The 24,953-nt window shown below is 68.0% G+C and carries 24 protein-coding genes; 13 read left to right on the plus strand and 11 right to left on the minus strand.

The genetic code is table 11. The features are described 5' to 3' along the window. Positions 1 to 2: 2 nt before the first annotated feature. The gene (locus ACM14_RS10250; RefSeq protein ID WP_065346089.1) at positions 3 to 434 is read left to right on the plus strand and encodes an MAPEG family protein; all 432 of its coding nucleotides are present in this window, start codon (positions 3 to 5) and stop codon (positions 432 to 434) included. Between the two features lie 152 nt (positions 435 to 586). Then, on the plus strand, positions 587 to 1,615 hold the full coding sequence (locus ACM14_RS10255) for an ABC transporter substrate-binding protein (protein WP_225970996.1): 1,029 nt from the start codon (positions 587 to 589) through the stop codon (positions 1,613 to 1,615). A 67-nt stretch (positions 1,616 to 1,682) separates the two neighbouring features. Here ACM14_RS10255 and ACM14_RS10260 read toward each other — a convergent pair whose 3' ends face one another. Together ACM14_RS10260 and gloB are read right to left on the minus strand one after the other, a co-directional pair. Continuing rightward, a complete protein-coding gene (locus ACM14_RS10260; RefSeq protein ID WP_065346090.1) occupies positions 1,683 to 3,218 on the minus strand; it encodes a transglycosylase SLT domain-containing protein in 1,536 nt (511 codons plus the stop codon). Next, the gene (gene gloB, locus ACM14_RS10265; RefSeq protein ID WP_065346091.1) at positions 3,218 to 3,991 is read right to left on the minus strand and encodes a hydroxyacylglutathione hydrolase; all 774 of its coding nucleotides are present in this window, start codon (positions 3,989 to 3,991) and stop codon (positions 3,218 to 3,220) included. Before gloB ends, ACM14_RS10260 begins: the two co-directional genes overlap by 1 nt. Here gloB and ACM14_RS10270 point away from each other — a divergent pair. The 7 genes from ACM14_RS10270 to ACM14_RS10300 all read left to right on the plus strand — a co-directional run bounded on the left by ACM14_RS10270 (position 3,990) and on the right by ACM14_RS10300 (position 11,192). Further along, complete coding sequence (locus tag ACM14_RS10270) at positions 3,990 to 4,820, plus strand: class I SAM-dependent methyltransferase (RefSeq protein WP_013801481.1); 831 nt, start codon at positions 3,990 to 3,992, stop codon at positions 4,818 to 4,820. The two genes, gloB and ACM14_RS10270, sit on opposite strands and share 2 nt — an antisense overlap. After that, a complete protein-coding gene (gene rnhA / locus ACM14_RS10275; protein WP_012206694.1) occupies positions 4,817 to 5,263 on the plus strand; it encodes a ribonuclease HI in 447 nt (148 codons plus the stop codon). The genes ACM14_RS10270 and rnhA overlap by 4 nt, the downstream gene beginning before the upstream one ends. 225 nt (positions 5,264 to 5,488) lie before the next feature. Beyond that, positions 5,489 to 6,574, plus strand: coding sequence for a porin (locus ACM14_RS10280; protein ID WP_065346092.1), 1,086 nt, complete (start codon positions 5,489 to 5,491; stop codon positions 6,572 to 6,574). 51 nt (positions 6,575 to 6,625) lie between these two features. Continuing rightward, positions 6,626 to 7,072 carry a (2Fe-2S)-binding protein gene (locus ACM14_RS10285; protein ID WP_012206692.1) on the plus strand — a complete coding sequence of 149 codons (447 nt, stop codon included), beginning with the start codon at positions 6,626 to 6,628 and terminating at the stop codon, positions 7,070 to 7,072. Then, entirely contained in the window at positions 7,050 to 9,299 is a 2,250-nt protein-coding gene (locus tag ACM14_RS10290; protein ID WP_065346093.1) for a xanthine dehydrogenase family protein molybdopterin-binding subunit, read from the plus strand. The genes ACM14_RS10285 and ACM14_RS10290 overlap by 23 nt, the downstream gene beginning before the upstream one ends. Before the next feature lie 40 nt (positions 9,300 to 9,339). Beyond that, on the plus strand, positions 9,340 to 10,161 hold the full coding sequence (locus ACM14_RS10295) for a TauD/TfdA family dioxygenase (protein ID WP_012206690.1): 822 nt from the start codon (positions 9,340 to 9,342) through the stop codon (positions 10,159 to 10,161). A 53-nt stretch (positions 10,162 to 10,214) separates the two neighbouring features. After that, positions 10,215 to 11,192, plus strand: a complete 978-nt coding sequence (locus ACM14_RS10300) for a tripartite tricarboxylate transporter substrate binding protein (RefSeq protein WP_013801486.1) — start codon at positions 10,215 to 10,217, stop codon at positions 11,190 to 11,192. Positions 11,193 to 11,245: 53 nt separating this feature from the next. Here the strand turns inward: ACM14_RS10300 and ACM14_RS10305 are convergent, their stop codons facing one another. The 9 genes from ACM14_RS10305 to ACM14_RS10345 all read right to left on the minus strand — a co-directional run bounded on the left by ACM14_RS10305 (position 11,246) and on the right by ACM14_RS10345 (position 19,628). Continuing rightward, a complete protein-coding gene (locus ACM14_RS10305) occupies positions 11,246 to 11,977 on the minus strand; it encodes a TetR/AcrR family transcriptional regulator (protein ID WP_225970995.1) in 732 nt (243 codons plus the stop codon). A 46-nt stretch (positions 11,978 to 12,023) separates the two neighbouring features. Next, a complete protein-coding gene (locus ACM14_RS10310; RefSeq protein WP_012206687.1) occupies positions 12,024 to 12,356 on the minus strand; it encodes a thioredoxin family protein in 333 nt (110 codons plus the stop codon). A 12-nt stretch (positions 12,357 to 12,368) separates the two neighbouring features. Continuing rightward, positions 12,369 to 13,715 (minus strand): gephyrin-like molybdotransferase Glp, encoded by a 1,347-nt coding sequence (gene glp / locus ACM14_RS10315; protein WP_065346094.1) that lies wholly within the window; start codon positions 13,713 to 13,715, stop codon positions 12,369 to 12,371. A 52-nt stretch (positions 13,716 to 13,767) separates the two neighbouring features. After that, on the minus strand, positions 13,768 to 14,463 hold the full coding sequence (mobA, locus tag ACM14_RS10320) for a molybdenum cofactor guanylyltransferase MobA (RefSeq protein WP_065346095.1): 696 nt from the start codon (positions 14,461 to 14,463) through the stop codon (positions 13,768 to 13,770). An 85-nt stretch (positions 14,464 to 14,548) separates the two neighbouring features. After that, positions 14,549 to 15,685 carry a GTP 3',8-cyclase MoaA gene (gene moaA, locus ACM14_RS10325; protein ID WP_012206684.1) on the minus strand — a complete coding sequence of 379 codons (1,137 nt, stop codon included), beginning with the start codon at positions 15,683 to 15,685 and terminating at the stop codon, positions 14,549 to 14,551. Between the two features lie 65 nt (positions 15,686 to 15,750). After that, the gene (locus ACM14_RS10330) at positions 15,751 to 16,536 is read right to left on the minus strand and encodes an SDR family oxidoreductase (protein WP_065346096.1); all 786 of its coding nucleotides are present in this window, start codon (positions 16,534 to 16,536) and stop codon (positions 15,751 to 15,753) included. Positions 16,537 to 16,560: 24 nt separating this feature from the next. Continuing rightward, positions 16,561 to 17,169, minus strand: coding sequence for a DUF2889 domain-containing protein (locus ACM14_RS10335; RefSeq protein ID WP_065346097.1), 609 nt, complete (start codon positions 17,167 to 17,169; stop codon positions 16,561 to 16,563). 75 nt (positions 17,170 to 17,244) lie between these two features. Next, positions 17,245 to 18,678 carry an aldehyde dehydrogenase family protein gene (locus tag ACM14_RS10340; RefSeq protein WP_065346098.1) on the minus strand — a complete coding sequence of 478 codons (1,434 nt, stop codon included), beginning with the start codon at positions 18,676 to 18,678 and terminating at the stop codon, positions 17,245 to 17,247. Positions 18,679 to 18,791: 113 nt separating this feature from the next. After that, complete coding sequence (locus tag ACM14_RS10345) at positions 18,792 to 19,628, minus strand: Crp/Fnr family transcriptional regulator (RefSeq protein WP_065346099.1); 837 nt, start codon at positions 19,626 to 19,628, stop codon at positions 18,792 to 18,794. Positions 19,629 to 19,690: 62 nt separating this feature from the next. Here ACM14_RS10345 and ACM14_RS10350 point away from each other — a divergent pair, with 62 nt between their 5' ends. From ACM14_RS10350 to ACM14_RS10365, 4 genes are all read left to right on the plus strand, one after another. Continuing rightward, on the plus strand, positions 19,691 to 20,233 hold the full coding sequence (locus ACM14_RS10350) for a DUF962 domain-containing protein (protein ID WP_065346100.1): 543 nt from the start codon (positions 19,691 to 19,693) through the stop codon (positions 20,231 to 20,233). A gap of 153 nt (positions 20,234 to 20,386) precedes the next feature. Next, positions 20,387 to 20,914 (plus strand): inorganic diphosphatase, encoded by a 528-nt coding sequence (gene ppa / locus ACM14_RS10355; protein ID WP_012206678.1) that lies wholly within the window; start codon positions 20,387 to 20,389, stop codon positions 20,912 to 20,914. Between the two features lie 180 nt (positions 20,915 to 21,094). Next, positions 21,095 to 22,864, plus strand: a complete 1,770-nt coding sequence (locus tag ACM14_RS10360; protein ID WP_065346101.1) for a methyl-accepting chemotaxis protein — start codon at positions 21,095 to 21,097, stop codon at positions 22,862 to 22,864. A 492-nt stretch (positions 22,865 to 23,356) separates the two neighbouring features. Continuing rightward, the coding region (locus tag ACM14_RS10365) for a methyl-accepting chemotaxis protein (RefSeq protein WP_084027345.1) at positions 23,357 to 24,953 on the plus strand (1,597 nt) is incomplete at its 3' end.

The following is a 24,953-nucleotide window of genomic DNA, read 5'->3' on the forward strand; positions in this document are numbered from 1 at the left end:
GTATGCCGACCTCTGTCATCCTGCCGCCTGGCGGCTTCTCCATAGCGCATTGGTGCCTGCTGGTGGCGGCCCTGCTGCCGCTGGCCTGCGCCTACATCGCCAAGGCGCCCGGCATGAAGCACCGGCCGGGGCAGCGCGGTTTCGACAACCACGAACCCCGGGCCTGGCTGGCGCAGCAGACGGGCTACCAGGCACGGGCCAACGCGGCGCAGGCCAATAGCTTCGAGTGCCTGCCTTTCTTCATTGGCGCCTTGCTGGTTGCCTGGCAATTGGGTGCACCGTCCGCGCGTGTCGATGGCCTGGCCGTGGCCTTTGTTGTGTTGCGTATTGCCTACATCGCCCTCTATGTGACGGACCGCGCCACGCTGCGCAGTCTGGCCTGGGCGCTGGCGCTGGTGGTGAATCTGCTGCTGTTTTTCGCAGGCTACCGCTGAGGCCTGGGTGAGACCTGGGTGAGGGCCGGGCGCGTGTTCACCGCGCGCCGTGCTGGCCCTGAAGCCTACGGTGTTTCACATACGGGCAAGCACCGATGCTGTGCATGCGGGCTCTGGGCATGATCGTGTTGCACTGCAGCAAAATAACCACCATGTCTTCCCACGTGCTTGATCGCCGAACCTTGTTGAGCCTCATGGGGCTGGGTTCCCTTTGGTCGTTTCCTTCCCTCGGTTCGGCCGAGCTGGTGACGATTTCCGTGGGCGGTCAGGGCCTGCTGTATTACCTGCCACTGGTGATTGCCCAGCAACTGGGGTACTTCGAGGCCGAGGGCCTGACCGTGCGCATCGATGACTATCCGGGCGGGTCTCAGTCGCTGCAGGCGCTGGAATCGGGCGCCGCCGATGTGTGCGCGGGTGCCTATGAACACACGCTTGTCGCGCAGCAGCGCGGCAGTGTGCTGCGTGCCTTTGTCGTGCAGGGGCGTGCGCCGCAGATTGCGCTGGGCGTGTCCTCGCGCTGGATGCCGCGCTACCAGACGCTGGCCGACCTGCGCGGGCGGCGCGTGGGCGTGTCCTCGCTGGGCGCATCCACGGCCCGGGCCGTGCAACTGATGCTGCTGGGCGATGGTCTGGAGGCCGATCTGGTGCAACTGGTGGGTGTGGGCTCGGGGCCTGACGCCATGGAGGCGCTGCGCACCGGGCGCGTGCATGCGCTTTGCCATGCGGACCCGCTGATGAGCGTGCTGGAGGACAAGGGAGCCGTGCGCATCGTCAGAGACCTGCGTGATCTGCGCAGCAGCGCGCAGCTGTACGGCGGCTCCATGCCCTCGGGCACGCTGTACGCGACCCAGGCCTTTTTGCGCAAGAACCCTGCCAAGGCCCAGGCGCTGAGCAATGCCATGGTCCGATCGCTCAAGTGGCTGCAGACCGCCGCGCCCATGGATGTGCTCAGGGCCGTGCCTGCACCCTATCTGCTGGGCTCGCGGCGCGCCTATCTGTCGGCCTTCGAGCACATGCGCACCACGATCTCGCCTGATGGCCTGATGCCCGATGACGGGCCTGCCACGGCCCTGCGCGCCCTGGTCCGGCTCAACCCTGCGCTGGCGCGCAGCGGTATCGACCTGGAGCGCTCGTTCACCAACGAATTCGTGCGGCAGTCCCGCCAGCGTTTCCACACCTGAGCCCCCGGGCCGCACGCAAAAGAGCCCGCGAAAGCGGGCTCTTTGGAGGAGTGCAGTGTTGGCGCCTTCAGCGCTTTTTCACCTTGGATGGCTTGCCGCCACGCGGCGCCGTGGTGACCGACACCTTGGCGTTGCGGCTTTGCGGCTGCACGGCCACCTTGCGCGCGGTTCCGGTGGACTTGGCCGCCCGGGCATTGCCGCCGCTGCTGGCGCGCACCGGCAGGTAGGCCACCAGCGATTGGCCGGCATGCAGGGTGGCGGAGGACTTCAGGTCATTCCAGTCCGCCAGATTGGATGCGCTGACGCCGTAGCGGTTGGCCACGCTGATCAGCGTGTCGCGCTTGCGTGCCTTGATGGTGGTGCGGCGCGTGACGATCTCGGGGGCAAAGCTGATCTGGCCGTTGTCGGCCACGTGGCCGGCCACGTCGGCACGCACGTTGGCGCCGCGCGGCACCATGAGCGCGGAGCCGGCCTTGATCAGCATGCGCGGGGGGATGTTGTTGAGGGCGCGCAGGTCGGACTCGCCCAGGCCCACGCGCTGGGCCGCCTCGGCCACGCTGATGGTGGAAGGCACGGTCCACACGGTCCAGCTCGCGTACTGGCCTTCGTCGAAGGCCTGCATGTTGCGGCGGAACACCTTGGCGTTGTCCCAGGGCAGCAGGATTTCCGGCGTGCCGGCCGCAAAGATCACCGGCTTGCGGAAGCTGGGATTGAGCGCCTTGAAGTCATCGGTCGACACGTCGGCCAGCTTGGCCACGAGTTCCACGTCGATGTCACGGGTGATGGTGACGGTCTGGAAGTAGGGGTGGTTCTCGATCAGCGGCAGCTCGGTGTTGAATGCATCGGGGTTGGCCACGATGTTCTTGACGGCCTGCAGCTTGGGCACGTACATGCGGGTCTCGGCCGGCATCTGCAGGTCGGTGTAGCCCGTGGGCAGGCCCAGCTTCTCGTTGCGCTTGATGGCGCGGCCCACGCTGCCTTCGCCCCAGTTGTAGGCGGCCAGGGCCAGGTGCCAGTCGCCGAACATGTCGTAGAGCTTTTGCAGGTAGTCCAGCGCGGCGCGCGTGGAGGCCAGCACGTCGCGGCGGTCGTCGCGGAAGGCGTTTTGCTTGAGGTCGAAATAGGTGCCGGTGGCCGGCATGAACTGCCACATGCCGGCCGCCTTGGCGGTGGAGACGGCCTGCGGGTTGAAGGCGCTCTCGATGTAGGGCAGCAGCGCCAGCTCGGTGGGCATGTTGCGCCGCTCCAGTTCCTCGACGATGTGGAACAGGTACTTGCTGGAGCGCTCGGTCATGCGCTGTATGTAGTCGGGCCGGCTGGCATACCACTGCTCGCGGTCCTTGACCAGATCCTGGTCCAGGTCGGGCATGGCGAAGCCCTGGCGAATGCGTACCCACAGATCGCCCGTGGTCTCCAGCGAGGCCACGCCGCCGTTGCCGGCGCTGCCTGTGCCCAGCGGGCTCAGCGGTCCGTTGGGGTACATCGGGGAGTGCGGTGCGGTGCTGGGGGCGGGGGCCGTGCTGGCCAGGTCCGGGCTGCTGGTGGTGGCGCAGCCCGCAAGAGCCAGCAGGCTGCCCAGCAGCAGGGTGTGTAGCAGTTTCATCAGAAGACGTTTTTCCATTGGCGCAGGCCGGCCAGCACGCTGGCGGGGTCCTGCTGTCTCACCTGTGCGTCGAAGCCTGCGGCGGCGGCGGCCACTGCGGATTCGCGCGTTCTAAGAAAGGGATTGATGGAGCGCTCGGTCTCCATCAGGGAAGGCAGCGTGGGCCGGCCGGCCTCGCGCAACGCCTGACAATGCCTCTGGTAGTGAGCCAGGGCCTGGTTTTTTGGTTCCACGGCCTGCGCAAAGCGCAGGTTGGACATTGTGTACTCATGTGCGCAGCAGACCAGGGTGTTGTCCGGCAGCGCGGCCAGATCGTCCAGCGATTGCTGCATCTGCTGCGGCGTGCCTTCGAACAGGCGCCCGCACCCCCCTGAAAACAGCGTATCGCCGCAGAACAGCACGGGCTGCGCCTGCGCCGCCGTGCTGTAGAAGGCGATGTGGCCGCTGGTGTGGCCGGGCACGTCAATGACCTGCCAGGGGCCGCCCAGGGCCTGCACGGTATCGCCACCCTGCACACGCTGCACGGGTTCGGGCAACTGCTCGTAGGCGGGGCCCCAGACCTGGGCGCCCGTGGCCTGGCGCAGCTGCGCCACGCCGCCGACATGATCGGCATGGTGGTGGGTGACTAAAATGCCCTGCAACTGCAAGTCCAGCTGGCGCAGGCTGGCCAGCACGGGCGCTGCATCGCCGGGATCGACGACCAGGGCCTGCCCTGCGTCGTACAGCAGCCAGATGTAGTTGTCGGAAAAAGCGGGGATGGGCAACAGGTTCATGAGCAGCAAAATTATAGGGACGCATCACTGGACGCAATCTGCCCTCGGCCACTACCTGCTGGAATGGGAGCAGCAGCGCTGCGACGAGGCGGTGGCCGATATTTTCGGCTATCACAGCCTGCAGTTGGGCATGCCCATGCTCCAGGGCCTGCGCGCCAATCGCATGCCGCATCGCTGGCTGGCACTGGATTCCATGCAGGATGCGGTGCCAGCCGAGGCAGTGCCGCCGCTGGAGGTGCCCGTGGCGCTGCTGGCCGATCCGGCCGCGCTGCCGTTTTCCGAGGCCAGCCTCGACCTCGTCGTCATGCCCCATACGCTGGAGACCTCGCCGGACCCGCATGCCGTGTTGCGCGAGGCGGCCAGGGTGCTGATGCCTGAGGGCCGTATCGTCGTGTGCGGGCTCAACCCCGCCAGTCTGCTGGGCGTGCAGCGCCGTGCCGAGCGCGGCGTGTATCTGCCCGATGTGGGCTGGGGCGTGGGCTACTGGCGGCTGCGCGACTGGCTGCGATTGCTGGCCTTCGAGATCGAGGCCGTGCAGTTCGGCTGCTATCGTCCTGCCGTGCAGACGGATCGCTGGCTGCGCCGTTGGCAGTTCATGGACCGCGTGGGGCGGCTGGGCTGGCCCATGCTGGGCGGCGTGTACTGCGTGGTGGCCGTCAAGCGCGTGCCGGGCGCACGCATGCTGGAGCCTGCCTGGCGTGGCCGCGCAGCCGTGTCGGGCGCCTCCGTGCCTGTGGCCCACCGCATGCCGGCGCAGGCGGTGCAGGGCAGCGATCCGCATTCCAACCGGCCTGAAGGCCGGGCCATTCAACCCAAGGAAATTTTTTGAATCAAGTTGTTATCTACACGGACGGTGCCTGCAAGGGCAATCCGGGTCCCGGTGGCTGGGGCGTAGTGCTGGAGTCCGGCAGCGCCAGGAAAGAGCTGTTCGGCGGCGAGCTGAACACGACCAACAACCGCATGGAGATGATGGCCGTGATCGAGGCGCTGTCCGCGCTCAGGCGGCCCTGCGATGTGGTGCTCTACATCGACAGCCAGTACGTGCTCAAGGGCATCACCGAATGGATCCATGGCTGGAAGGCCAAGGGCTGGAAGACGGCCTCCAAGGAGCCGGTCAAGAACGTCGAGCTGTGGCAGCGGCTGGACGCCCTGGTCCAGGGCGGCGGCCACCGCATCGACTGGCGCTGGGTCAAGGGCCACGCAGGCGACCCTGGCAACGAGCGGGCAGACGCCCTGGCCAACAAGGGTGTGGACCAGGCACTGGGGCGCTGAGCGCCTGGTGCGGGGGCGGGTGCAATGCCCGTCCCTTGCTTCCACCTCCCGAGACCTACCTACAACGCGGTAGATGAAAACCCCAGAACCAGAATTCGGCCCGCGCAGCTAATATTTCCATAAGTGGAAATTAGTTCGCGCCTTGCCAGGCATCTTCCGTGGCGTGGTGTTCAAAATTGCCACTTGTGGAATTTTTAAACCATCTCACGATGAAAGAGCCTTGCGATGAAATACAAAGCAATTGCCGCATTGGCGATGCTGGGCGGCGCGGGAGCGGCGCTGGCCCAGAGTTCGGTGACGCTGTACGGCAGCATGGACCTGACCATGCCCTGGATCAGCGATGTGCGCGGGAGCCGGCTGACGCGCATGGATTCGGCCATTTCCCAGCCTGACCTCTGGGGCCTGCGCGGGTCGGAGGATCTGGGGGGCGGCATGAAGGCCTCGTTCCAGCTGGAGAACGGATTCCTCACGGACATCGGCTCGCCGATCTCGCCGACCAGCTACTTCAACCGGGCTTCCTGGGTGGGTCTGGACAGCGCGTCGATGGGCTCGGTGCGGCTGGGTCGCCAGGTCGATTTCACGGCCGGTACGCTGAGCCAGTGGGGCAACGGCTATCAGCTCTACAACTTCTATCTGTACCACCCGGGCAATCTGGACGGCCTGTCCAGCCAGTTCCCCGTGGACAACTCCGTGGTCTACCTGACGCCCAGGATGGGCGGCATGCAGTTCGGCGCGCAGTACGGCTTTGGCGAGGTGCCGGGCCGCTCGCAGGCCAACCGTACCTACAGCGTCATGGGCAGCTATTCCAGTGCCAAGCTCAATCTGGCCGTGGCCTACACCGATGCGCGTGGGCGTGCCTTCGATATCGCCGGGCGCACGGGCCTGGCGAACGCGCTGGGCCAGGACCTGGTGGCGGGCCGGCCGCTGGTGCTCGACACCTTCCAGGTGCTGGGCATCGGCGGCGGTTACCAGCTCGATGCGCTTCCGGTCCGGCTCAACGCGCTGCTGACGCGCTCCACGCTCAAGTACGGCGCAGCCTCCAGCAACATGAGCGCGCTCGACCTGGGCCTGGCCTGGCAGACCAGCCAGTCCGTGACCATCAACACGGGCTACTCCTTCAGCCGTTTCGAGCAGACGAAGTGGAACCAGGTCCACCTGGGCGCGCGCTACGCCTTCTCCAAACGCACGCAGCTGCATGCCTCGGTCACGCACCAGCGCGCCTCGGATGGCGTGGCGGCGATGAACTCCGTGGGCGTTGCCAGCGGGCGCACGCAGACCGTGATTGCGGCAGGCATACACCACTCGTTCTGAGAGGCATGAGACATGCAGCCCGGTCGATGCGGGCGCATTGGAGACCCCACGATGAAATTCACCCTCAATTCCCGAAGCGTGGCCTTTGACGGCGACGGGCAGACCCCGTTGCTGTGGGTGCTGCGCGATCACTTCAAGCTGCCCGGCACCAAGTTCGGCTGCGGCATCAGCATGTGCGGGGCCTGCACGGTCCATGTCGATGGCGAGCCGGTGCGCTCCTGCGTGCTGCCCGTCTCGACGGTGGGCGGCAAGGCGGTCACGACCATCGAAGGGCTGTCCAGCAACCGTTCCCACCCTATCCAGAAGGCCTGGATGGACAAGGACGTGCCGCAGTGCGGCTACTGCCAGTCCGGCATGGTCATGGCCGCTGCCGCGCTGCTCAAGACCCATCCACAGCCTACCGATGCGCAGATCGACGAGGCCATGACCAATCTGTGCCGCTGCGCCACCTACCACCGCATCCGGGAGGCCATCCATGCCGCAGCGTCCAAGCAATGAACGGGGCCGCACGGCCGGCTCTGCCATCTCGCTGCGGCGCAGGCATCTGCTCCAGAGCGCTGCTGCGCTGCTGGTGGCGCCTGCTGCCGGCAGCCTGCTGATTCCGCTGGCGCAGGCCGCGCCAGCGGAGGCCGGTGCAGCGGCAGCAACGGCCTCCTCCATCGGCGACTGGGTCTGGATCGAGCCTTCGGGGCAGGTGGTGATCGGCGTGTCGCAGTGCGAGGTGGGCCAGGGCATCTACACGGGCCTGCCCCAGGTGCTGGCCGACGAGCTCGATGCCGACTGGGCCAGCGTGACCGTGCGCTTCGTCACGGGGCGCGACGCCTATCGCAACGATGCGGGCGAGATGCCGTTCCAGCAGTTCGTGGGCGCGTCGATGTCGATGAACTATTTCTACGAGCGCATGCGCCTGGCCGGTGCCCAGGCCCGTGATGTGCTGCTGCGTGCCGGCGCGGCCCGGCTGGGCGTGCGGGCATCCCAGTGCAGCACGCGCGCCGGCCGCGTGCTGCACTCCGCGACGGGCCGCAGCGTGGGCTACGGCGAGATCGTGGCCGATGCCTCCAGGCTGTCCATCGCCGCGCGCCCGCGCATGAAGTCGGCTTCCGAGCAGGGCCTGATCGGCCGCAACCTGCGCCGGGTGGACACCCCGGCCAAGGTCGATGGCAGCGCGGTTTTCGGCATCGATGTCGAGGTGCCCGGCATGCTGATCGGCGCCGTGCGCATGGCGCCCAGCGTGACGGGGCGCATCGTGCGCATCCGCAACGAGGCAGAGGTGCGCGCGCGCCCCGGCGTGCATGCCATCGTGCGCACCACGCAGTGGCCCGACCCCGAGCCCAGCACCGTGGTCGTGGTGGCCGATTCGTACTGGATCGCCAAGCAGGCCGCCGACGCGCTGGACATCGAATTCGACGCCGGCGCGGCGGCCGGCGTGGACAGCGAGCGCATCCATGCGCAGTTCGTCGCAGGCCTGGCCAGCGACAAGGCCGTCGTTGCCCGCAGCCTGGGCAAGCCGCGCGAAATGCTGGCGGCGGGCAAGCCGATCACGGCCGACTACCACTCGCCCTACATCACGCACGCCACCATGGAGCCGTTGGCCGCCACTGTCCATGTGCGCGACGGTGAGGTCGAGACCTGGGGGCCCTACCAGGGCCAGGACTTCCTGCGTGGCGAACTGGGCAAGGCCTGCGGCGTGCCTGCGGACAAGGTCATCGTGCACACCACCTTCCTCGGAGGCAGCTTCGGGCGCAAGTACATGCCCGACTTCGCCTTGCATGCGGCAGCGGCATCCAAGGCCGTGGGCCGGCCCGTCAAGGTCATCCGCTCGCGCGAGGACGACATACGGCATTCCTACTACCGGCCCGGTGCCTCGGGGCGGCTGAGTGCCGTGCTGGGCGCCGACGGCCTGCCGGCCGCGCTGCATGCGCGCATCTCGGGCCAATCGCTGTACGGCGCCATCAACCCCAAGAAGATGGCCGATGCCGGCGGCTGGGACGAGACCATGGTCGAGTCCATCTACGACCTGATCTACGGCGTGCCCAACCTGCTGGTGGATGCCGTGGACGTGCAGCAGCCCATACCGCTGAGCTATCTGCGCAGCGTGGGCACCACGTCCAGCGTGTTCTTCCTGGAGAGCTTCATCAGCGAACTCGCCCATGCGGCAGGCGTGGACGACTACCAGTACCGGCGCCGCCTGCTGGCCGGCCAGCCGCTGGCGCTGGGCGTGCTGGATGCGGCGGCCAAGGCCGCGCGCTGGGAGCAGCCCGCGCCGGCAGGCCTGCACCGCGCCATGACCTTCAACGTCTACACGGGGCGGGGCGAGAGCTTCCAGACCTTCGTCGCGCTGGTCATGGAATTGCGTGTTGTGGAAGGCCGCGTGCGGCTGGAGCGCGCCATCTGCGCCATCGACGCGGGCCGCGTGGTCAACCCGGGACTGGTCAAGGCCAATGTCGAAGGCGGCATCGGCTTTGCGCTGACCAACACCTTCAAGAGCCGGCTGGGCTTTGACAAGGGCGTGGTGCAGCAAAGCAATTTCCACGACTACCCGCTGCTGCAACTGTCCGAAATGCCCCGCGTGGAGGTGGTCCTGGTCGAAAGCGACCGGCCGCCCCAGGGCTGCGGCGAAGTGGCCCTGGGCCCCACGGCGCCTGCCGTGGCCACGGCCCTGTTCCATGCCACCGGCCGCCGGTTCCGCTCCATGCCGCTGCCGCAGGACATCGCGTCCACCTGATCACCACTCCAACCCCGCTTTTTTCGAGAAAAGGAATTTCATGCAAGTCGAACACATCACCCCGTGCATAGGATCGGAGATCTACGGCATCGATCTCTCGGACCCGGCGCAGGTGCATGACCATGCGGACGCGCTGCGCCGGCTGCTGGCCGAGCGCCAGGTCATCTTCTTCCGCGACCAGACGCTGGACCCTGCGCAGCAGGTGCGCGTGGCCCAGGTGTTCGGCAAGGTAGAGCCCGTGTCCTCCACCTTTCCCTCGCACCCGGACGATCCCCATGTCGAGCTGCTGATCAGCCAGGGCACGCGCACCGGCACCGACATCTGGCATGCCGACCTGACCTGGCAGACCAAGCCGCCCGCCGGTGCCTGCCTCTACGCCGTGGACGTGCCGCCCACGGGCGGCGACACCATGTGGGCCAGCATGACCACGGCCTTCGCCTCGCTGGCGCCCGAGCTGCAGGCCTATCTGCGCAAGCTGCGCGCCACCCACAACTGGGAGGCGCCAGCGCTCAGGCAAAGCCTGATGCGCCGAGATCCGTCTGGCGAGGCCTATCGCGCCACCCGCCTCAAGCATCCGCCGCTGGAGCAGCCCGTGGTCCTGGAGCACCCGGTCACCGGGCTGCCCGTGGCCTTTGTGAACTCGCTCTACACCACGCACATAGAAGGCGTGACCAGCGACGAGAGCGCGGCCCTGATCGCCATGCTCAGCGGCCTGGCCAAGGTGCCTGAATGGCAGGTTCGCTTTCGCTGGCGCAAGGGCTCGGTGGCCATCTGGGACAACCTGGCCACGCAGCACTACGCGGTCAATGACTACCACCCCGCAGCGCGGCGGATGCACCGTGTGGCGATACGCCAGGCTTGAGCCCGGCAACGACCTTTGCTGACAATGAAAAAACCACGATGAAAGCCCTCTCCATGAAAGCGAAACGCAGAACGCTCGCCCTGGGCGCGGCCATGGCCCTGGCGCTGCTCGCCGGTCCGGCGCAGGCCCAGACCTACCCCCACAAGCCGGTCACCATCGTCGTGGCCTACCCCGCAGGCGGCGATACCGACGCGCTGGCGCGGCTGCTGGGCGAGAAGCTGTCGGCCCGCATCGGCCAGTCCGTGCTCGTGGACAACCGCGCGGGCGCCAGCGGCACCATAGGCAGCAGTTTCGTGGCCAAGGCACCGGCCGATGGCTACACGCTGCTGCTGGCGCCCAATACCTTTGCCATGGCCCAACTGGTGCTCAAGCTGGGCGCGGGCCACGGCTACGACGTGCTCAATGGCTTCACGCCCGTGATCGAGGTCGGCTCCACTTCGCTGTTCCTCGTCGCCGGGCCCGGTGCGGGCGTGCGCAGCTTCAAGGAGGCCATCTCCTCCAGCCAAGGCCGCTCGCTGGGCTATGCCACGCCGGGCAACGGCTCGCCCATGCACTTCCTCGGCGAGATGGTCCGGCGCGCCACGGGCGCCCGCTTCGAGGCCATACCCTACAAGGGCGTGGCCCCGGCCGTCACCGATGTGGTGGGCGGCCATGTGCCCTTCACCTACAGCACGCTGGGCTCCATCGCTCCCTATCTGCCCGGCGGCAAGCTGGTGGCGCTGGCCGTGGCCGATGCCCAGCGCTCACCGCTGGCGCCCGACGTGCCCACGCTGGCCGAGCTGGGCTACAAGGACGTGGAGCTGACCGCCTGGTACGGCCTGTTCGGCCCCAGGAACATGCCCGCCGAGGTGGTCAAGCTGCTGAATACGCACCTCAACGAGATCCTCAGGATGCCCGACGTGGTGGCGCGCATGGCCACGCTGGGAACCGTCCCTGTGGGCGGCCCGCCCCAGCGCCTGGGCAAGACCAATGCCGGCGATTTCGAGCGCTTCGGGCGGCTGGTCAAGGAGCTGGGCATACAGCCGGACTAGATTGAACAGGCGCTGAACGAAAGGAGGGAGGAAGCAGCGGGCGCCGGCGCAAGTCATCCCGGGTGGTGGCCCGGGGAAGGAGGGTGGTCTTGCGCCGGCGCATCCTGCCTGATGCGCTCGGCCAGCAGGTGGGACATGAAGCGCAGGTAGCGCTCGATCTGCTGGTCTGCCTCGGGTCCCTCACCGAACAGTTCGGCCAGCAGCGGCCGTGCCGTGGGCAGGAAGGCCGAAATGCTGAGGATGGCCAGGTGGATGAAGCGCGGGTCCACCTGTGCCGGGTGGCTGGCCTGTGCTCCGTCCATCAGCATGGTCGAGGTCAGCTCCAGCCCGCGCCGCGTGATGCGCTGCAGCGGCGTGCCCGAGGGCGGCGGCTCTTCTTCGCTTTCGTAGTGGTAGATCTCGGAGAGCGCCAGCCGCTCGAACTGCGGGTGCTCGCGCATGAAATCCAGCCGCAGCAGCAGGCGCTGGTAGACGCGCTCTTCCACCGTGCCCTGCGTCCTGAGCGCCACTTCCATGCGGTTTTGCAACTCGCGCATCAGTGACTCCGTCACCTCCTGCAGCAAGCCCTTGAGGCTGCTGAAGTAGTAGCGCACCAGGGCACGCGTGACACCGGCTGCCGCCGCGATTTCCAGAATGCTCAGCTGCTCCGGCGTGCGGGTCTTGAGCAGGTTGACCGTGGTCTGCAGGATGATGTCCCGTCCCACGGCATCGTCGGCCAGCGGGCGGCCGCTGTTGCGGCGGGGCTTCTTGGGCGCGGATTCGGTTGGCTTCTTTTGAGGCGGCATGCGGGCCATTGTCGGCGATACACAGGCAGCGGCCGCGCCGCAAGCGTCAGGGCTGGGCGGTGATGCGGGCCAGCGCGTCCGCGATCTCGCGGGCCTGCTGGGGCCGCACCAGCCTTTGCACCTCCTGCCCGTCACGCAAAAAGATCAGGGTGGGCCAGAGCTTGACGCGGTAGCTGCGACCCAGGGCCCGGCCGGGGCCGTCTTCCACCTTGATGTGGGCCACCTGCGGGGCGGCCTCCAGCGCCTGGGCAATCAGCGGTTGCGCGCCCTGGCAGTGGCCGCACCAGGCGGTGCCGAACTCCAGCAAGGTAGCGCCGGGCAGCGTGTCGACGGTGCTGCGATCGGGGGCGTCGGTCAGGTGCTTGGACTGGAAGGGCATGGGAATCTCCTGTCAGGGAAAGGCCTGCAGCGGCAGGATGGACACGGTTTCGCCGGCTTGCACGGCACCGCGCTCATGTTCGAGCACGATGAGGCAGTCCGCCTCGGCCATGGAGCGCAGCACGCCCGAACCCTGCGGCCCAGTGGTGCGCACCAGGCAGCGGCCATCGGCGCCTGTGGACAGAAGGCCGCGCTGGTACTCGGTGCGGCCCGGCCGCTTGGACAGCGCATGGGCAGCCACGGCCTGGGGCAGGGCGGCCGCCTCGGCAACTGCCTGCGCAGCGCCCATGAGCTGCAACAGCGCCGGACGGACAAAGACCAGAAAGCTGACCATGGCGGCCACGGGATTGCCAGGAAGGCCGATCAGCACCGTGGTGCGTGCAGGCGTGCGGCTTGCGGCAAACGGCGTGCCCGCATCGGGCTGCAGCAGGCCCACGGCCAGCGGCCGGCCGGGCCGCATGGCCAGTCGCCAGAAGTGCACGCAGCCCATGCGCTGCAGCATGGCGCGCGTGTGGTCGGCCTCGCCTGCGCTGATGCCGCCGCTGGTCAGCACCACGTCGGCCAGGGAGGCGGCTTCGCGCAGGCGCTCCTGCAGGGCCTCGGGCTCGTCGGCCACCACGCCCAGGTCCAGCACCTGCACGCCCATGCGCTGCAGCAGGCCGATGAGGCTGAAGCGGTTGCTGTCGTAGACCGCACCCTCGCGCGGCGCCGTGCCGGGGTGGAGGATTTCATCGCCCGTGGAGAAATAGGCCGCGCGCAGCCGCCTGCGCACGCGCACGTGGGGCTGGCCCAGGCTTGCAATCAGGCCCAGGGCCGCGGGATGCAGGCGCTGGCCCGCCGCCAGGGCCACGCGGCCCAGGCTCAGGTCCTCGCCGCGCAGGCGCCGGTTGTCCCCGGCACGCACGCTGCCTGCCGGAATGCCGATGTGGTCAGTGCCTGCGGACACGGTGCGTTCATGCGCGATCACCGTGTCCAGCCCGCTAGGCAACACGGCGCCGGTCATGATCTTGATGCACTCGCCCGCCTGCACGGTGCCGTGCCAGGGTTTGCCGGCCAGGGCCTGGCCGACCACGCGCAGCACCAGCGGTGCAGCGGGCGAACCGGCGTGAGCAGCCTGCAGCTGGCCGCCATCGAAGGCATAGCCATCCATGGCGGCGTTGTCATGCGCTGGCACATCGACGGGGGAGACGATGTCTTCGGCCAGCACGCGGTCCAGCGCATCGGCCAGCGCCAGCGTCTCCACCTCTGCCACCGGGCCCAGGGGCTGCAGCAGGCTGGCCAGCTGTGACAGGGCCTGATCGACCCTCAGGTCCTGGGTGGATGCGGTGGTGGGGGATGCGGGCTGGAAGGATGCTGTCATCAGAACGGAATCCGGTTGGGCAAGGCGGCGTGCGGGCCGGCGGCGCGGGGCACTACGACGGGGTGGCTGCGGCGCGCGCCAGCGCCTGCAGCTCCTGCTGCGTGTTGGCGTTGGCAAAGGCCAGCGGGCTGTCGCCTGCACGGTCGAAGAGGGCCGTGGCGCAGCGGTGCTGGCCCGTCCATGCATCGATCTTGCGGCCGCCCGAGCGTATGAACGATTGCAGACTATCACGCAGCGATGACCGCATCAGGCAGAACACGGGCTGGGCCCGCAGCAGGGATTGATCTGCGTCAAGCGAGTGCTCCCAGCCATGGGCGACGACGATGTCGGCCGCAGGCTGCTGCGACAGCGCCGCCTGCACAAGCCGCTCCACAAGGTCCAGCGGGAACAGCGGCGTATCGCAGGGCACGCAGACCAGCCAGGGCGTCCGGCAGTGCATCAGGCCGCTCAGGAAGCCGGCCAGCGGGCCGGGATAGTCGGGTTCGGCATCGGGCCAGACCGGCGCACCGTGGGCCGCGCCCAATTGCGCATAGGCCTCGGCATGGCGATTGGCGTTGATCAGCAGATGCCCGACCTGGGGCGCCAGGCGGTCCAGCGCATGGGCCGCCAGCGGCTGGCCCAGAAAGGGCTGCAGCCCCTTGTCGATGCCGCCCATGCGCATGCCGCGCCCGCCTGCCAGCACGCAGCCCGTGATGTCGTTCAGGGGCAGGGGGGCGGGCTGGACAGCGGGCTGGGAAGAAGGGGGCATGTGGGGCGGGAGGGAGCAGCGGGAAAAGGAGTAGGGGGCGGGGCGGCGATGGCAGGGCGCCGACGCCCCGCGCACGCCGCACGGATCAGCCGCCGATGTAGCTCATCTCGATGCGCCTGCGCTGCGTGCCCGTGCTGGCCGGCAGGCTGGCGCGCAGCTCGGAGTAGCGGTCGCTGCGCTGCTGCCAGATGGGGGCCAGCGCGGAGGCGACCTCTGCATCGCTGGCGCCGCTGCGCAGCAGGCTGCGCAGGTCCCAGCCTTCGGAGGCGAACAGGCACAGGTACAGCCGGCCTTCGGTGGACAGGCGTGCGCGGTTGCAGTCGCCGCAAAAGGCATGGGTGACGCTGCTAATCACCCCGACCTCGCCCAGCGACGGGTCGTGCAGGCCGCGCGCGTCGGCATAGCCCCAGCGCACGGCCGTCTCGCCGGTGGCGCTGGGCTGCAGCGGCACCAGGGGCAGTTCAGCGCGCAGCCGGGCGATGACCTCGTCGGAGGGCAGGACCTCGTCCATGCGCCAGCCGTTGGTCGCGCCCACATCCATGTATTCGATGAAGCGCAAGGTCACGCCCGTGCCCTGGAAGTGGCGTGCCATGGGCAGGATCTGGTCTTCGTTGGTGCCGCGCTTGACCACCATGTTGACCTTGATGTTGGTCAGGCCTGCGGCCTGGGCCGCCTCGATGCCGGCCAGCACGTCGGAGACCGGGAAGTCCACGTCGTTCATGCTGCGGAACACCGCGTCGTCCAGCCCGTCCAGGCTCACGGTGACGCGGTTCAGGCCGGCGTCCTTGAGCGCGCGGGCCTTGCGGGCCAGCAGGGAGCCGTTGGTGGTCAGCGTCAGGTCCAGCGGCTGGCCGCCGGGCGTGCGCAGGGCGGAGAGCTGCTCCACCAGCGTTTCCACGTTCTTGCGCAGCAGCGGCTCGCCACCCGTCAGCCGGATCTTCTGCACGCCGTGCTGCACGAACAGGCGCGCCGTGCGCGTGATTTCCTCGAAACTCAGCAGCGAGCCGTGCGGCAGGTAGCTGTAGTTCTTGTCGAAGACTTCCTTGGGCATGCAGTAGCTGCAGCGGAAGTTGCAGCGGTCGGTGATGCTGATGCGCAGGTCGCGCAGCGACCGGCCAAGCCTGTCCTGCAGATCGCCGGTGGGCGTCTGCAGCAGACTTGGCACGGCGGCCGGGCGCGTGGGGGCGCGCTCGTCGACCAGGGGGATCACTCGTTCTGCCATGCCTGCGATTTTGCCCGAATGCCTATGTCCAGGCACTGCGCAAGCCTGCAGTTCTTGATCTGTGTCTAGACGCAGCGCGCTCCGTCCACCTCGATGCAGGTGCCGCTGATGAAGGCGGCCTCGTCGCTGGCCAGATACAGCGCGGCATTGGCCACGTCCCCTGCGGTGGAGAAGCGGCCCAGCGGAATGGTCGCCAGAAAGCGCGCGCGGCGCTCCTCGTCCACGGGGCCGCCGGCAAACTCGGCGGCCAGGCCGGTGTCCGGGTTGAACACGGGGTTGATGCAGTTGACGCGGATGTTCTCGGGCCCGAGCTCGGCCGCCATGGACTTGCTGGTGATGATGACGGCACCCTTGGAGCCGTTGTACCAGGTCAGCCCCGGCCGAGGGCGCAGGCCGGCCGTGGAGGCGATGTTGATGAAGCTGCCGCCGCCAGGGCGGCCATCGGCCAGCGCCGGGTTGGCGCGCATGGCGGGCACGCCGTGCACGGCAGAGAGGTAGATGCTCTTGACGTTGATGGCGTAGACGCGGTCGAACTCGGCCTCGCTGACTTCGAGCATGGGGCGGTTGCGGTGCGTCCAGCCCGCGTTGTTGACGAAGGCGTCGAGCCGGCCATGCGCCTGCAGCGTGGCCTCCACCAGGGCCTTGACCTGTTCGCTGCGGGTCATGTCCGCCTGCACGAAAAGTGCCCGGCCGCCTTCGGCGGTGATGGACTGTGCCACGCGCGTGCCGGCCTCGCGGTCGATGTCGTTGACGATGACCCGGGCACCTTCGGCGGCCAGCCGCTGCGCGATGCCGGCCCCGATGCCGCTGCCGGCGCCTGTGACGATGATGGATTTGTCCTGGACACGCATCGGGCTTTGCTCCTTGGTCGGGGGTCAGGCCCCTTGGGTTTCGGTGGTTGCTGTGGTTGCTGTGGTCGCCGGGATCGGGGTCACGCCGCCTGTGCCGGGCTGCCAGCCCACGAATTGCGGGTAATAGCGGGCCACGCCAGGGCCATTGAAGTCCCAGCCCAGGCACTGGCCCAGGTGGCGTGGCGGCTGGCTGGGGTCGGCATCGCCAAAGACGCCGGGCACGGACTGGAAGGCGGCCGTGGCCATGTTGAACAGCAGCTCGCGCAGATGCGTGCAGCTGGCCACGCCGCCCAGGTTCTCGTTGATGGCCTTGCGCCAGCCGCGCGCCATGCTGCAGCCCACCATTTTCTGCAGGGCCCGCGTGGCCTCGGGGCAGTGGCCCAGCGGGTGGGAATCCATGACGACCTCGATGGCCTGCACCGCCAGGCGGGCATCGACCGTGGTGCGTATCCACATGTGGTGTATGGCCGTGCCGGCGGGCATGTGGCGGCCGCCGCTCAGTTCGATGTCATGGGTCTTGCTGTCGCGCAGCTCGCCTTCGATATCCCAGAGGCCATCGGCGCGGGCGTAGCTGCGGTAGCGCACGTCGCGTTCATGCTGGGGCGTGCGGTCGGGAATGGGGGACAAGGGCATGGGGGAAGCTGTTCTTTCTGTCGCGGGCTGCCGGCTGGCGCCGGGCATCCCGCGATTTTCCGTCATGCGCAAAGATCAGCCATGCCGTATGGCGACGGTCTTCAGCGTGGTAAAGCCGTAGAGCGCCTCGAAGCCCTTTTCGCGGCCATGGCCGCTGGACTTGACGCCGCCGAAGGGCAGCTCCACGCCGCCACCGGCGCCGTAGTTGTTGACGAAGACCTGGCCGCAGCGCAGGCGCCGCGCCAGACGCAGCTGGCGCGCGCCGTCGCGCGTCCACAGGCCGGCCACCAGGCCGTAGGCCGTGCCGTTGGCCAGTTGCACGGCATGGTCCTCGTCATGGAAGGGCATGGCGCAGAGCACGGGGCCGAAAATCTCTTCCTGCGCCAGCCGGTGCTCGGGCGGCACGTCGCGCAGCAGGGTGGGCGCCTGGTAAAAGCCGTTGTCGGGCGCATCCTCGACGATCTGGCCCTGCGCCACCACGGCAATGCCGGCCACCTGGGCGTCGGACAGGAAATCCCAGACGCGCTGCTGCTGGCTGGCGCGGATCAGCGGCCCCAGGTCCAGGTCCATGGCGGCCGGGCCCACGCGCAGCGCCTCGAAGGCCTGGCCCAGGCGTTCGAGCAGCGGCTCGTAGATCAGCGAGTCGATCAGCACGCGCGAACCTGCCGAGCAGGTCTGGCCCGCGTTCTGCACGATGGCGTTGACGATGGCGGGCACGGCGGCATCAAGGTCCGCATCTGCAAACACGATCTGCGGGCTCTTGCCGCCCAGCTCCAGCGTGACGGGGCAGTGGCGCTCGGCAGCGGCCTGCTGGATCAGCGTGCCCACGCCGGGGCTGCCCGTGAAGCTCAGGTGGTCTACGCCGGGATGGCGCGCCAGGGCCTCGCCCACCTCGTGACCCAGGCCGGTGACCACGTTGAAGGCGCCGGCTGGAAAGCCTGCCTCGGTGGCCAGCCGCGCCACGCGCAGCACGGACAGGCAGGCGTCTTCCGAGGGCTTGACCACACATGTATTGCCCGCGGCCAGCGCCGCCCCCACGCTGCGGCCCAGGATCTGCATGGGATAGTTCCAGGGCACGATGTGGCCGGTCACGCCGTGGGGCTCGCGCCAGGTCAGGGCGCTGTAGCCCTGCTGGTAGGGCAGGGTCTCACCGTGCAGCTTGTCGCAAGCGCCGGCATAGAACTCGAAGTAGCGCGCCAGCGCCAGCACGTCGGCACGGGCCTGGCGCGTGGGCTTGCCGCAGTCGCGCTGCTCAATGGCCGTGAGCTCATCGGCATGCTGGAGCACGCTGCCCGACAGGCGCATCAGCAGGCGACCGCGCTCTGCGGCAGAAAGCTTGCTCCAGACGCTGTCCTGGCACTCGCGCGCCGAACGCACGGCCAGGTCGATGTCCTGGGGCGAGCCGCGCTGCAGCTCGTCGAAAGCCTGCCCGTCCGACGGGTCCAGCACGGGGATCGTGCGTCCCGACTCCGTGGGCACGGACGCATTGCCGATGTAGTGGTATTGCATGGAGCCCGATTGTGGGGTGCCCGCGCCGCTTGTCCAGTCCCGGGCGTTGCTGCGTCCCCTCGATCGCCTTGGTGGCTCCAGCGGCTTCAGTGGCTTCAGTGGCTTCAGTGGCTTCAGTCCTCGGGCCAGCCCGCGTCGCGCAGGCCCTGCCGGTCCAGCACCTCCATCTTGCCGCGCCGCAGTTGCAGGCAACCGGCCTGCTGCAGCTCCTGCAGGATCTGGTTGGTCGTCTGGCGCGACAGGCCCAGCATGCGCGCCAGCTGTTCCTGGGAAACATCCAGCTCGCGGCGCCAGCGCTGGCGGCCCTGGCCGTCCGGCTGCCACTGGTCAAAGCCTTCGGCCATGCGCACCAGACGCCGCGCCAGGCGCTGCGGCGCAGGCAGCAGCGTGTGCTCCTCCAGCGCCATCAGGCACACGCGCAGCTTGTCGGTCAGCAGCAAGGCCAGCACCTGCCAGTGTTCGGGATGGGCCGCCAGCCATGCCTGCAGTGGGGCCTGGGGCACGTGCAGCACGGTGCAGGCCGTGGCTGCCTGGGCATCGTGGGTGCGCTCGGCTCCATCGAACAGCGCGATTTCCCCCAGCCACATGGGAGGCTCCACCAGGGTCAGCAGCGCCGTGCGGGCCTGCTCGCCGCAGGCAGCCGTTCCCGAGATGCTGAGCGCACCACGCGCCACCGCATACAGGCCGCAGGGCGGGTCGCCGCGCCGGAACAGCCAGTCGCCTGCCGCCAGCGTGCGGGGCTGGGCCAGTGCCTTGAGCTGTGCGCCCAGCTCCGGCGGCAGGGCGTGGAACCAGCGGCCCGCCTCGATGGTGGCCCAGAGATCGGCCATGCCCGGCGGGCCGGCCGCAGCACGGCGCCGTACGCCGCGCGGGGCGGCTTGGGCTGCCGGAGCTGCCGGGGCGGGTGCGGGTAAGCCCGAGGTGTGCGATGAGGCTTGTGTCGGATCCATGACAGACGCCAATCCTTGATGACACCACCATGGTTGCGCAACATCCACCGCAGGTGCAGCCTATGAAAACCCTCATCGACCAACTGTCCCAGTACGCGGACTATCACCGTGATCCACGCAACATCCTCACGCACTTCGTCGGCGTGCCGCTGATCATGTGGGCGGTGGTGATTTTGCTGGCCCGCCTGCAGTGGGCTGCCCCCTTGGGCGATGGCCTGCCCGAGCTGCCATTGAGCCTGGCCCTGCTGGCGGCACTGGCGGCAGGCATCTACTACTGTCTGCTGGACCTGCGCTACGGCATCGCCATGGCCCTGGTGCTTGCCCTGATGCTGACGCTGGCCCAGCCCATCGCCATGCTGCCGATGGGGGCTTGGCTGGGCTGGGGCCTGGGCATCTTCGCCGTGGGCTGGGTGATCCAGTTCGTGGGCCATTACTACGAGGGCCGCAAGCCGGCTTTCCTGGATGACATCGTGGGCCTGGTCATCGGGCCGCTGTTCGTGCTGGCCGAGCTGGGCTTTGCCCTGGGCCTGCGCCGCGAAGTGCAGCATGCGGTGGAGCAGCGCAGCGGGCCCGTGCAACGGCGCGCGGGCGGCGCACACGCCTGAAAACGGCCCGGGCGCTGCAAGCTTGGAGCAGGCTTGGCGCCGTAGCATGGCAGGCGTTCCTGCGGAGCCATCCGTGGGGGCGTGTGCCTGCGCCTAAAATCACGCTGCTATCCCCCTGCGGGGGCTTTTTTGTTTCAACTCTCCTCATCCATCATGTCTTTCGACAAAGTCACACCGGGCAAGAACGCTCCTGAAACCTTCAACGTGGTCATCGAGATCTCGGCCAACTCCGATCCCATCAAGTACGAAGTGGACAAGGAAAGCGGCGCCGTCTTCGTGGACCGCTTCATGGGCACGGCCATGCACTACCCGGCCAACTACGGCTATGTGCCCCAGACGCTGTCCGGCGACGGCGATCCGGTGGACGTGCTGGTGATGACGCCCTTCCCGCTGCCCCCGGGCGTGGTCGTGGCCTGCCGCCCCATCGGCATCCTGTTGATGGAAGACGAGTCCGGCGTGGACGGCAAGGTCCTGGCCGTGCCCACGCAAAAGCTGCTGCCCGCCTACGACAAGATCAACACGCTGGAAGACATCCACGAGATCACCCTCAAGCAGATCCAGCATTTCTTCGAGCACTACAAGGACCTGGAAAAGGGCAAGTGGGTCAAGGTGCTGGGCTGGAAGGGCGTGGACGAGGCCAAGAAGGAAGTCGTGGACGGCATCGCCAACTACAAGGGCTGATCCTTTTCACTCCCGTTGAGGGAGTCTCAACTGCGCTGAGGTAAATGCCCGCTTCGCAGTTGATACAATTTGAAACGCACCCGTTGCCTACGCGCCGGGTGCGTTTTTTGTTTTGTCGTGGATCAAGGTTTTGGCAGATCAATCAGGCGCTGATGGGGACATCAGCCCGGGAGCGAGCAAATGAAGTTGGCAGATTGGCGCATGGGCACGAAGCTGGGCATGGGATTCCTCGTCATGGTCCTGTTCTCGGCCATCCTGGGGGCGGTGGCCTGGTTGCAACTGGCGCAGATGCACCGCAACGCATTGCATTTGTCGGATGTGGCCCTGCCCAGCATGTTCCATGCGGGCGCCATGCGCTCCGAGTACAACCGCCTGCGCCGCCACGAGGCCGGCATCGCCTCGGCGCGCAGCCTGGGCGAGGTCGATGGCTTTGCCAAGCAGGTGCAGGACCGGCTGCAGACCATCGGCGAGCATGAGACGGCGCTGCGTGCGCTGATCGACCAGCAGGCCCTGCGCGCGGCCTTTGACGACTACCTCGGCTTCAAGCAGCAGTTCCTGGCCATGCATGCGCGCCTGCTGGAGCGTGCGCGTGCCGGCAACTATTCGACCACCGAGGAGCAGGCCTTCATGGCCGACGAGATGGGGCTGATGTTCGCCGGCGAATCCGAGGCGCAGTTCGGCAAGCTGGCCGAAAGCGCCGGCCGCCTGCTGACCCTGCAGCGCGAGGCGGGCGAGCAGGCACGCCAGCAGGCGCAGGCCGGCTTTGACCTGGCTCGCATCTGGGTGCTGGGCACGCTGGCCGTGGTGGTGGCCATTGCAGCCCTGGTGGGCTGGGCCATCACGCGTGCCGTGACCGGCCCCGTCGCCCAGGCCGTCCATGTGGCGCGCAACGTGGCGTCCGGCCATCTGGAGACGCCGGTCACCAGCCGCCGCCGCGACGAAATGGGCCAGCTCATCAACGCACAGGAAGACATGCGCCGCAAGCTCGCCGAGCTGGTGGGCGAGGTGCGTGGCAACGCGCAGGGCGTGGCACTGGCCGCCGGTGAGATCGCCCAGGGCAATGCCGATCTGTCGGCGCGCACCGAAAGCCAGGCCAGCGCGCTGGAGGAAACGGCAGCCTCCATGGAGCAATTGGGCGCCACCGTGCGGCAGAACGCCGACAGCGCGCGCCAGGCCAACCAGATGGCGGCCTCCGCATCGGGCATCGCCGCGCGTGGGGGCGAAGTCGTGGCCCAGGTGGTGGACACCATGAAGGGCATCAACGACAGCAGCCGCCAGATCGCCGACATCATCGGCGTGATCGACGGCATTGCCTTCCAGACCAACATTCTTGCGCTGAACGCGGCCGTGGAAGCGGCCCGCGCTGGCGAGCAGGGCCGGGGCTTTGCCGTGGTGGCGGGCGAGGTCCGTTCGCTGGCCCAGCGCAGCGCCGAGGCGGCCAAGGAGATCAAGGCGCTGATCCAGGCCAGCGAGCAGCGCGTGGAGCAGGGCACGCAGCTGGTGGACAAGGCGGGCGAGACGATGTCGGAAATCGTCACCGCCATCCGGCGTGTGACGGACATCATGGGCGAGATCAGCGCGGCCAGCAGCGAGCAGAGCGCGGGCGTGGCCCAGGTGGGTGATGCCATCACGCAAATGGACCAGGCCACGCAGCAGAACGCGGCCCTGGTGGAGCAAAGCGCCGCCGCCGCCCATTCGCTGCAGCAGCAGGCACAGGCCATGGTGGCCTCGGTCTCGGTATTTCGCACGGCGGCTGCCGATGCGCCAGCTGTCACTGTGGCGACTGCCGCAGCATCGCGCGCAACGGTTGTTGCCTCCCTGGCATCGCGTCCGGCCCTGGCTCCCATGGCCGCCAGGCCGGCACAACAGATCGCTGCGGCCACCCCGGCCAAGGCCACCAAGGCCGCCAAGACGACCACCGCCGACGATGAGGAGTGGGCCGCGTTCTGAGGCCTCACGCGCAGTTCGGCTTCCTTTTCTGGCGGCCCCATGCTTTGCATGGGGCCGCTTTCCTTTTGTGTCTGGCGCTGAGCTGGCGCAAGACGGGAGCGAGAGGCTGTGGCACAAATCTGCCAGTGAAGGTTTCTGCCTACTGCCAGTACCTGAACTTGTCCTGAACAATGCCTGGATACTGGCAGAATGTAAGTGGATGTAGTCCTATTCTTACAGCGTGAACAATGGCGGCTTCTGGCGCCGCTCCCTAGGAACGAAGGGGTATCCCGTGATCACCTTGTTCTCATGGCCGCCACGCCTGGCGGCAATCAGTCTTCCAGCGGACCGCGCCACCGCGGTGGCTCTCCCTCTCCGATCCCTGCCAACAAGCCGACTTGCGCGGTTGCGGCAGATCTGTTTTTGCGAAGTCCGCGCCGGGCCTGGCTGACGCCTGTCCATGGCGCAACACAAAGCTAGGCACAACAAGATGGCAGGACTTCGACAAGAAAGATGAACGTGAAAAACCTCAAGATCTCAACGCGCATGCTGGGCACCTTCGGCCTGCTGGTGGTGCTGCTGCTGGCCGTGGTGGCCGCAGCCCTGGTGCAGTTGCGCGCCATGCGCGCCAGCATGGAAGTCATCACGGGCAACGCCATGCCCAGCGTGGAAGTGATCAACCAGATCGGCACCGATGTCGTGCGCACGCGCCTTCTGGAAGTGCGCCATGTCAACAATGGCGATGCCGCCTACAAGACCGATTCGGAAAAGCAGCTGGAACAACTGCAGCGCCGCCTGGCCGAGCGCAAGAAGGCCTATGAGCCGCTGCTGTCATCGGACGAAGAACGCAGGCTCTACGCGCAACTGGTCCAGGAACGCGAGCGCTACCAGCAACTGAGCCAGCAGGTGCTGGCGCTGTCGCGCCAGGGCGAGAAGGAAAAGGCCCAGGCGGTGCTGGGCGGCGAGTCGCTGAAGCTCTACAACGATTCGTCGAACACGCTGGATCTGCTGGTCAAGCTCAACAGTGATGCCGCCTTGCAGGAAAGCCGCAATGCCGAGGCCGTGTACGGGCGCTCGGTCGTCGTCCTCAGCGTGGCCGCGCTGGCTGCCGTGCTGCTGGCCGTGCTGGCCGGCCTGTGGCTGACGCGCTCCATCCGCGCGCCGCTGGCGCATGCGGTCGATGCCGCAGACCGCGTGGCCAACGGCGACCTGGGCGGGACCATCCGCATCGACCGCAATGACGAAACCGGCCTGCTGCTGGGCGCGCTGCAGCGCATGCAGTCCAGCCTGGTGCAGACCGTGCGCAGCGTGCGCCAGAACGCCGAAGGCGTGGCCTCGGCCAGCGCGCAGATTGCCTCCGGCAATGCCGACCTGTCCAGCCGCACGGAAGAGCAGGCCAGCGCCCTGGAGCAGACGGCAGCCTCCATGGAGGAGCTGGGCTCCACCGTGCGCCAGAACGCCGACAACGCACGCCAGGCCAATCAGCTGGCGCTCAATGCATCCAGCGTTGCGCGCCGTGGCGGCGAAGTGGTGGCCGAGGCCGTGGAGACCATGAAGGGCATCAACGACAGCAGCCGGCGCATCGGCGACATCATCGGCGTGATCGACTCCATTGCTTTCCAGACCAACATCCTCGCGCTCAATGCTGCCGTGGAGGCGGCCCGCGCAGGTGAGCAGGGTCGGGGCTTTGCCGTGGTCGCGGGCGAGGTGCGATCGCTGGCCCAGCGCAGCGCCGAGGCCGCCAAGGAAATCAAGGCGCTGATCACGGCCAGCGTGGAGCGTGTGGAGCAGGGCTCGCAACTGGTGGACCGCGCAGGCACGACCATGACCGAAGTGGTGGCCGCCATCGGCCGGGTCACCGACATCATGGGCGAGATCAGCTCGGCCAGCACCGAGCAGAGCTCCGGCGTGGCCCAGGTTGGCGAAGCCGTCACGCAGATGGACCAGACCACGCAGCAGAACGCGGCCCTGGTCGAGGAAAGCGCGGCCGCCGCTGCCTCGCTGCGCAAGCAGGCGCAGGACCTGGTCGAGGCCGTGGCCGTCTTCCAGTTGCCCCGTGGCGCCACGGACAGCCATGCGCATGTGCCGCACAGGGTGGCGGCACCGGCCA

The organism is Delftia sp. JD2 (assembly GCF_001682645.1).
In the GTDB taxonomy this organism is placed as follows: domain Bacteria; phylum Pseudomonadota; class Gammaproteobacteria; order Burkholderiales; family Burkholderiaceae_C; genus Comamonas; species Comamonas acidovorans.

What these genes read in the sequence shown, in the direction of transcription:
- ACM14_RS10250 (WP_065346089.1), top strand. Translation starts at nt 3, where the DNA reads ATGCCGACCTCTGTCATCCTGCCGCCTGGCGGCTTCTCCATAGCGCAT.
- ACM14_RS10255 (WP_225970996.1), top strand. Translation starts at nt 587, where the DNA reads ATGTCTTCCCACGTGCTTGATCGCCGAACCTTGTTGAGCCTCATGGGG.
- ACM14_RS10260 (WP_065346090.1), bottom strand. Translation starts at nt 3,218, where the DNA reads ATGAAACTGCTACACACCCTGCTGCTGGGCAGCCTGCTGGCTCTTGCG.
- ACM14_RS10270 (WP_013801481.1), top strand. Translation starts at nt 3,990, where the DNA reads ATGAGCAGCAAAATTATAGGGACGCATCACTGGACGCAATCTGCCCTC.
- gloB (WP_065346091.1), bottom strand. Translation starts at nt 3,991, where the DNA reads ATGAACCTGTTGCCCATCCCCGCTTTTTCCGACAACTACATCTGGCTG.
- ACM14_RS10280 (WP_065346092.1), top strand. Translation starts at nt 5,489, where the DNA reads ATGAAATACAAAGCAATTGCCGCATTGGCGATGCTGGGCGGCGCGGGA.
- ACM14_RS10285 (WP_012206692.1), top strand. Translation starts at nt 6,626, where the DNA reads ATGAAATTCACCCTCAATTCCCGAAGCGTGGCCTTTGACGGCGACGGG.
- ACM14_RS10290 (WP_065346093.1), top strand. Translation starts at nt 7,050, where the DNA reads ATGCCGCAGCGTCCAAGCAATGAACGGGGCCGCACGGCCGGCTCTGCC.
- ACM14_RS10295 (WP_012206690.1), top strand. Translation starts at nt 9,340, where the DNA reads ATGCAAGTCGAACACATCACCCCGTGCATAGGATCGGAGATCTACGGC.
- ACM14_RS10300 (WP_013801486.1), top strand. Translation starts at nt 10,215, where the DNA reads ATGAAAGCGAAACGCAGAACGCTCGCCCTGGGCGCGGCCATGGCCCTG.
- ACM14_RS10305 (WP_225970995.1), bottom strand. Translation starts at nt 11,977, where the DNA reads ATGCCGCCTCAAAAGAAGCCAACCGAATCCGCGCCCAAGAAGCCCCGC.
- ACM14_RS10310 (WP_012206687.1), bottom strand. Translation starts at nt 12,356, where the DNA reads ATGCCCTTCCAGTCCAAGCACCTGACCGACGCCCCCGATCGCAGCACC.
- glp (WP_065346094.1), bottom strand. Translation starts at nt 13,715, where the DNA reads ATGACAGCATCCTTCCAGCCCGCATCCCCCACCACCGCATCCACCCAG.
- mobA (WP_065346095.1), bottom strand. Translation starts at nt 14,463, where the DNA reads ATGCCCCCTTCTTCCCAGCCCGCTGTCCAGCCCGCCCCCCTGCCCCTG.
- moaA (WP_012206684.1), bottom strand. Translation starts at nt 15,685, where the DNA reads ATGGCAGAACGAGTGATCCCCCTGGTCGACGAGCGCGCCCCCACGCGC.
- ACM14_RS10330 (WP_065346096.1), bottom strand. Translation starts at nt 16,536, where the DNA reads ATGCGTGTCCAGGACAAATCCATCATCGTCACAGGCGCCGGCAGCGGC.
- ACM14_RS10335 (WP_065346097.1), bottom strand. Translation starts at nt 17,169, where the DNA reads ATGCCCTTGTCCCCCATTCCCGACCGCACGCCCCAGCATGAACGCGAC.
- ACM14_RS10340 (WP_065346098.1), bottom strand. Translation starts at nt 18,678, where the DNA reads ATGCAATACCACTACATCGGCAATGCGTCCGTGCCCACGGAGTCGGGA.
- ACM14_RS10345 (WP_065346099.1), bottom strand. Translation starts at nt 19,628, where the DNA reads ATGGATCCGACACAAGCCTCATCGCACACCTCGGGCTTACCCGCACCC.
- ACM14_RS10350 (WP_065346100.1), top strand. Translation starts at nt 19,691, where the DNA reads ATGAAAACCCTCATCGACCAACTGTCCCAGTACGCGGACTATCACCGT.
- ppa (WP_012206678.1), top strand. Translation starts at nt 20,387, where the DNA reads ATGTCTTTCGACAAAGTCACACCGGGCAAGAACGCTCCTGAAACCTTC.
- ACM14_RS10360 (WP_065346101.1), top strand. Translation starts at nt 21,095, where the DNA reads ATGAAGTTGGCAGATTGGCGCATGGGCACGAAGCTGGGCATGGGATTC.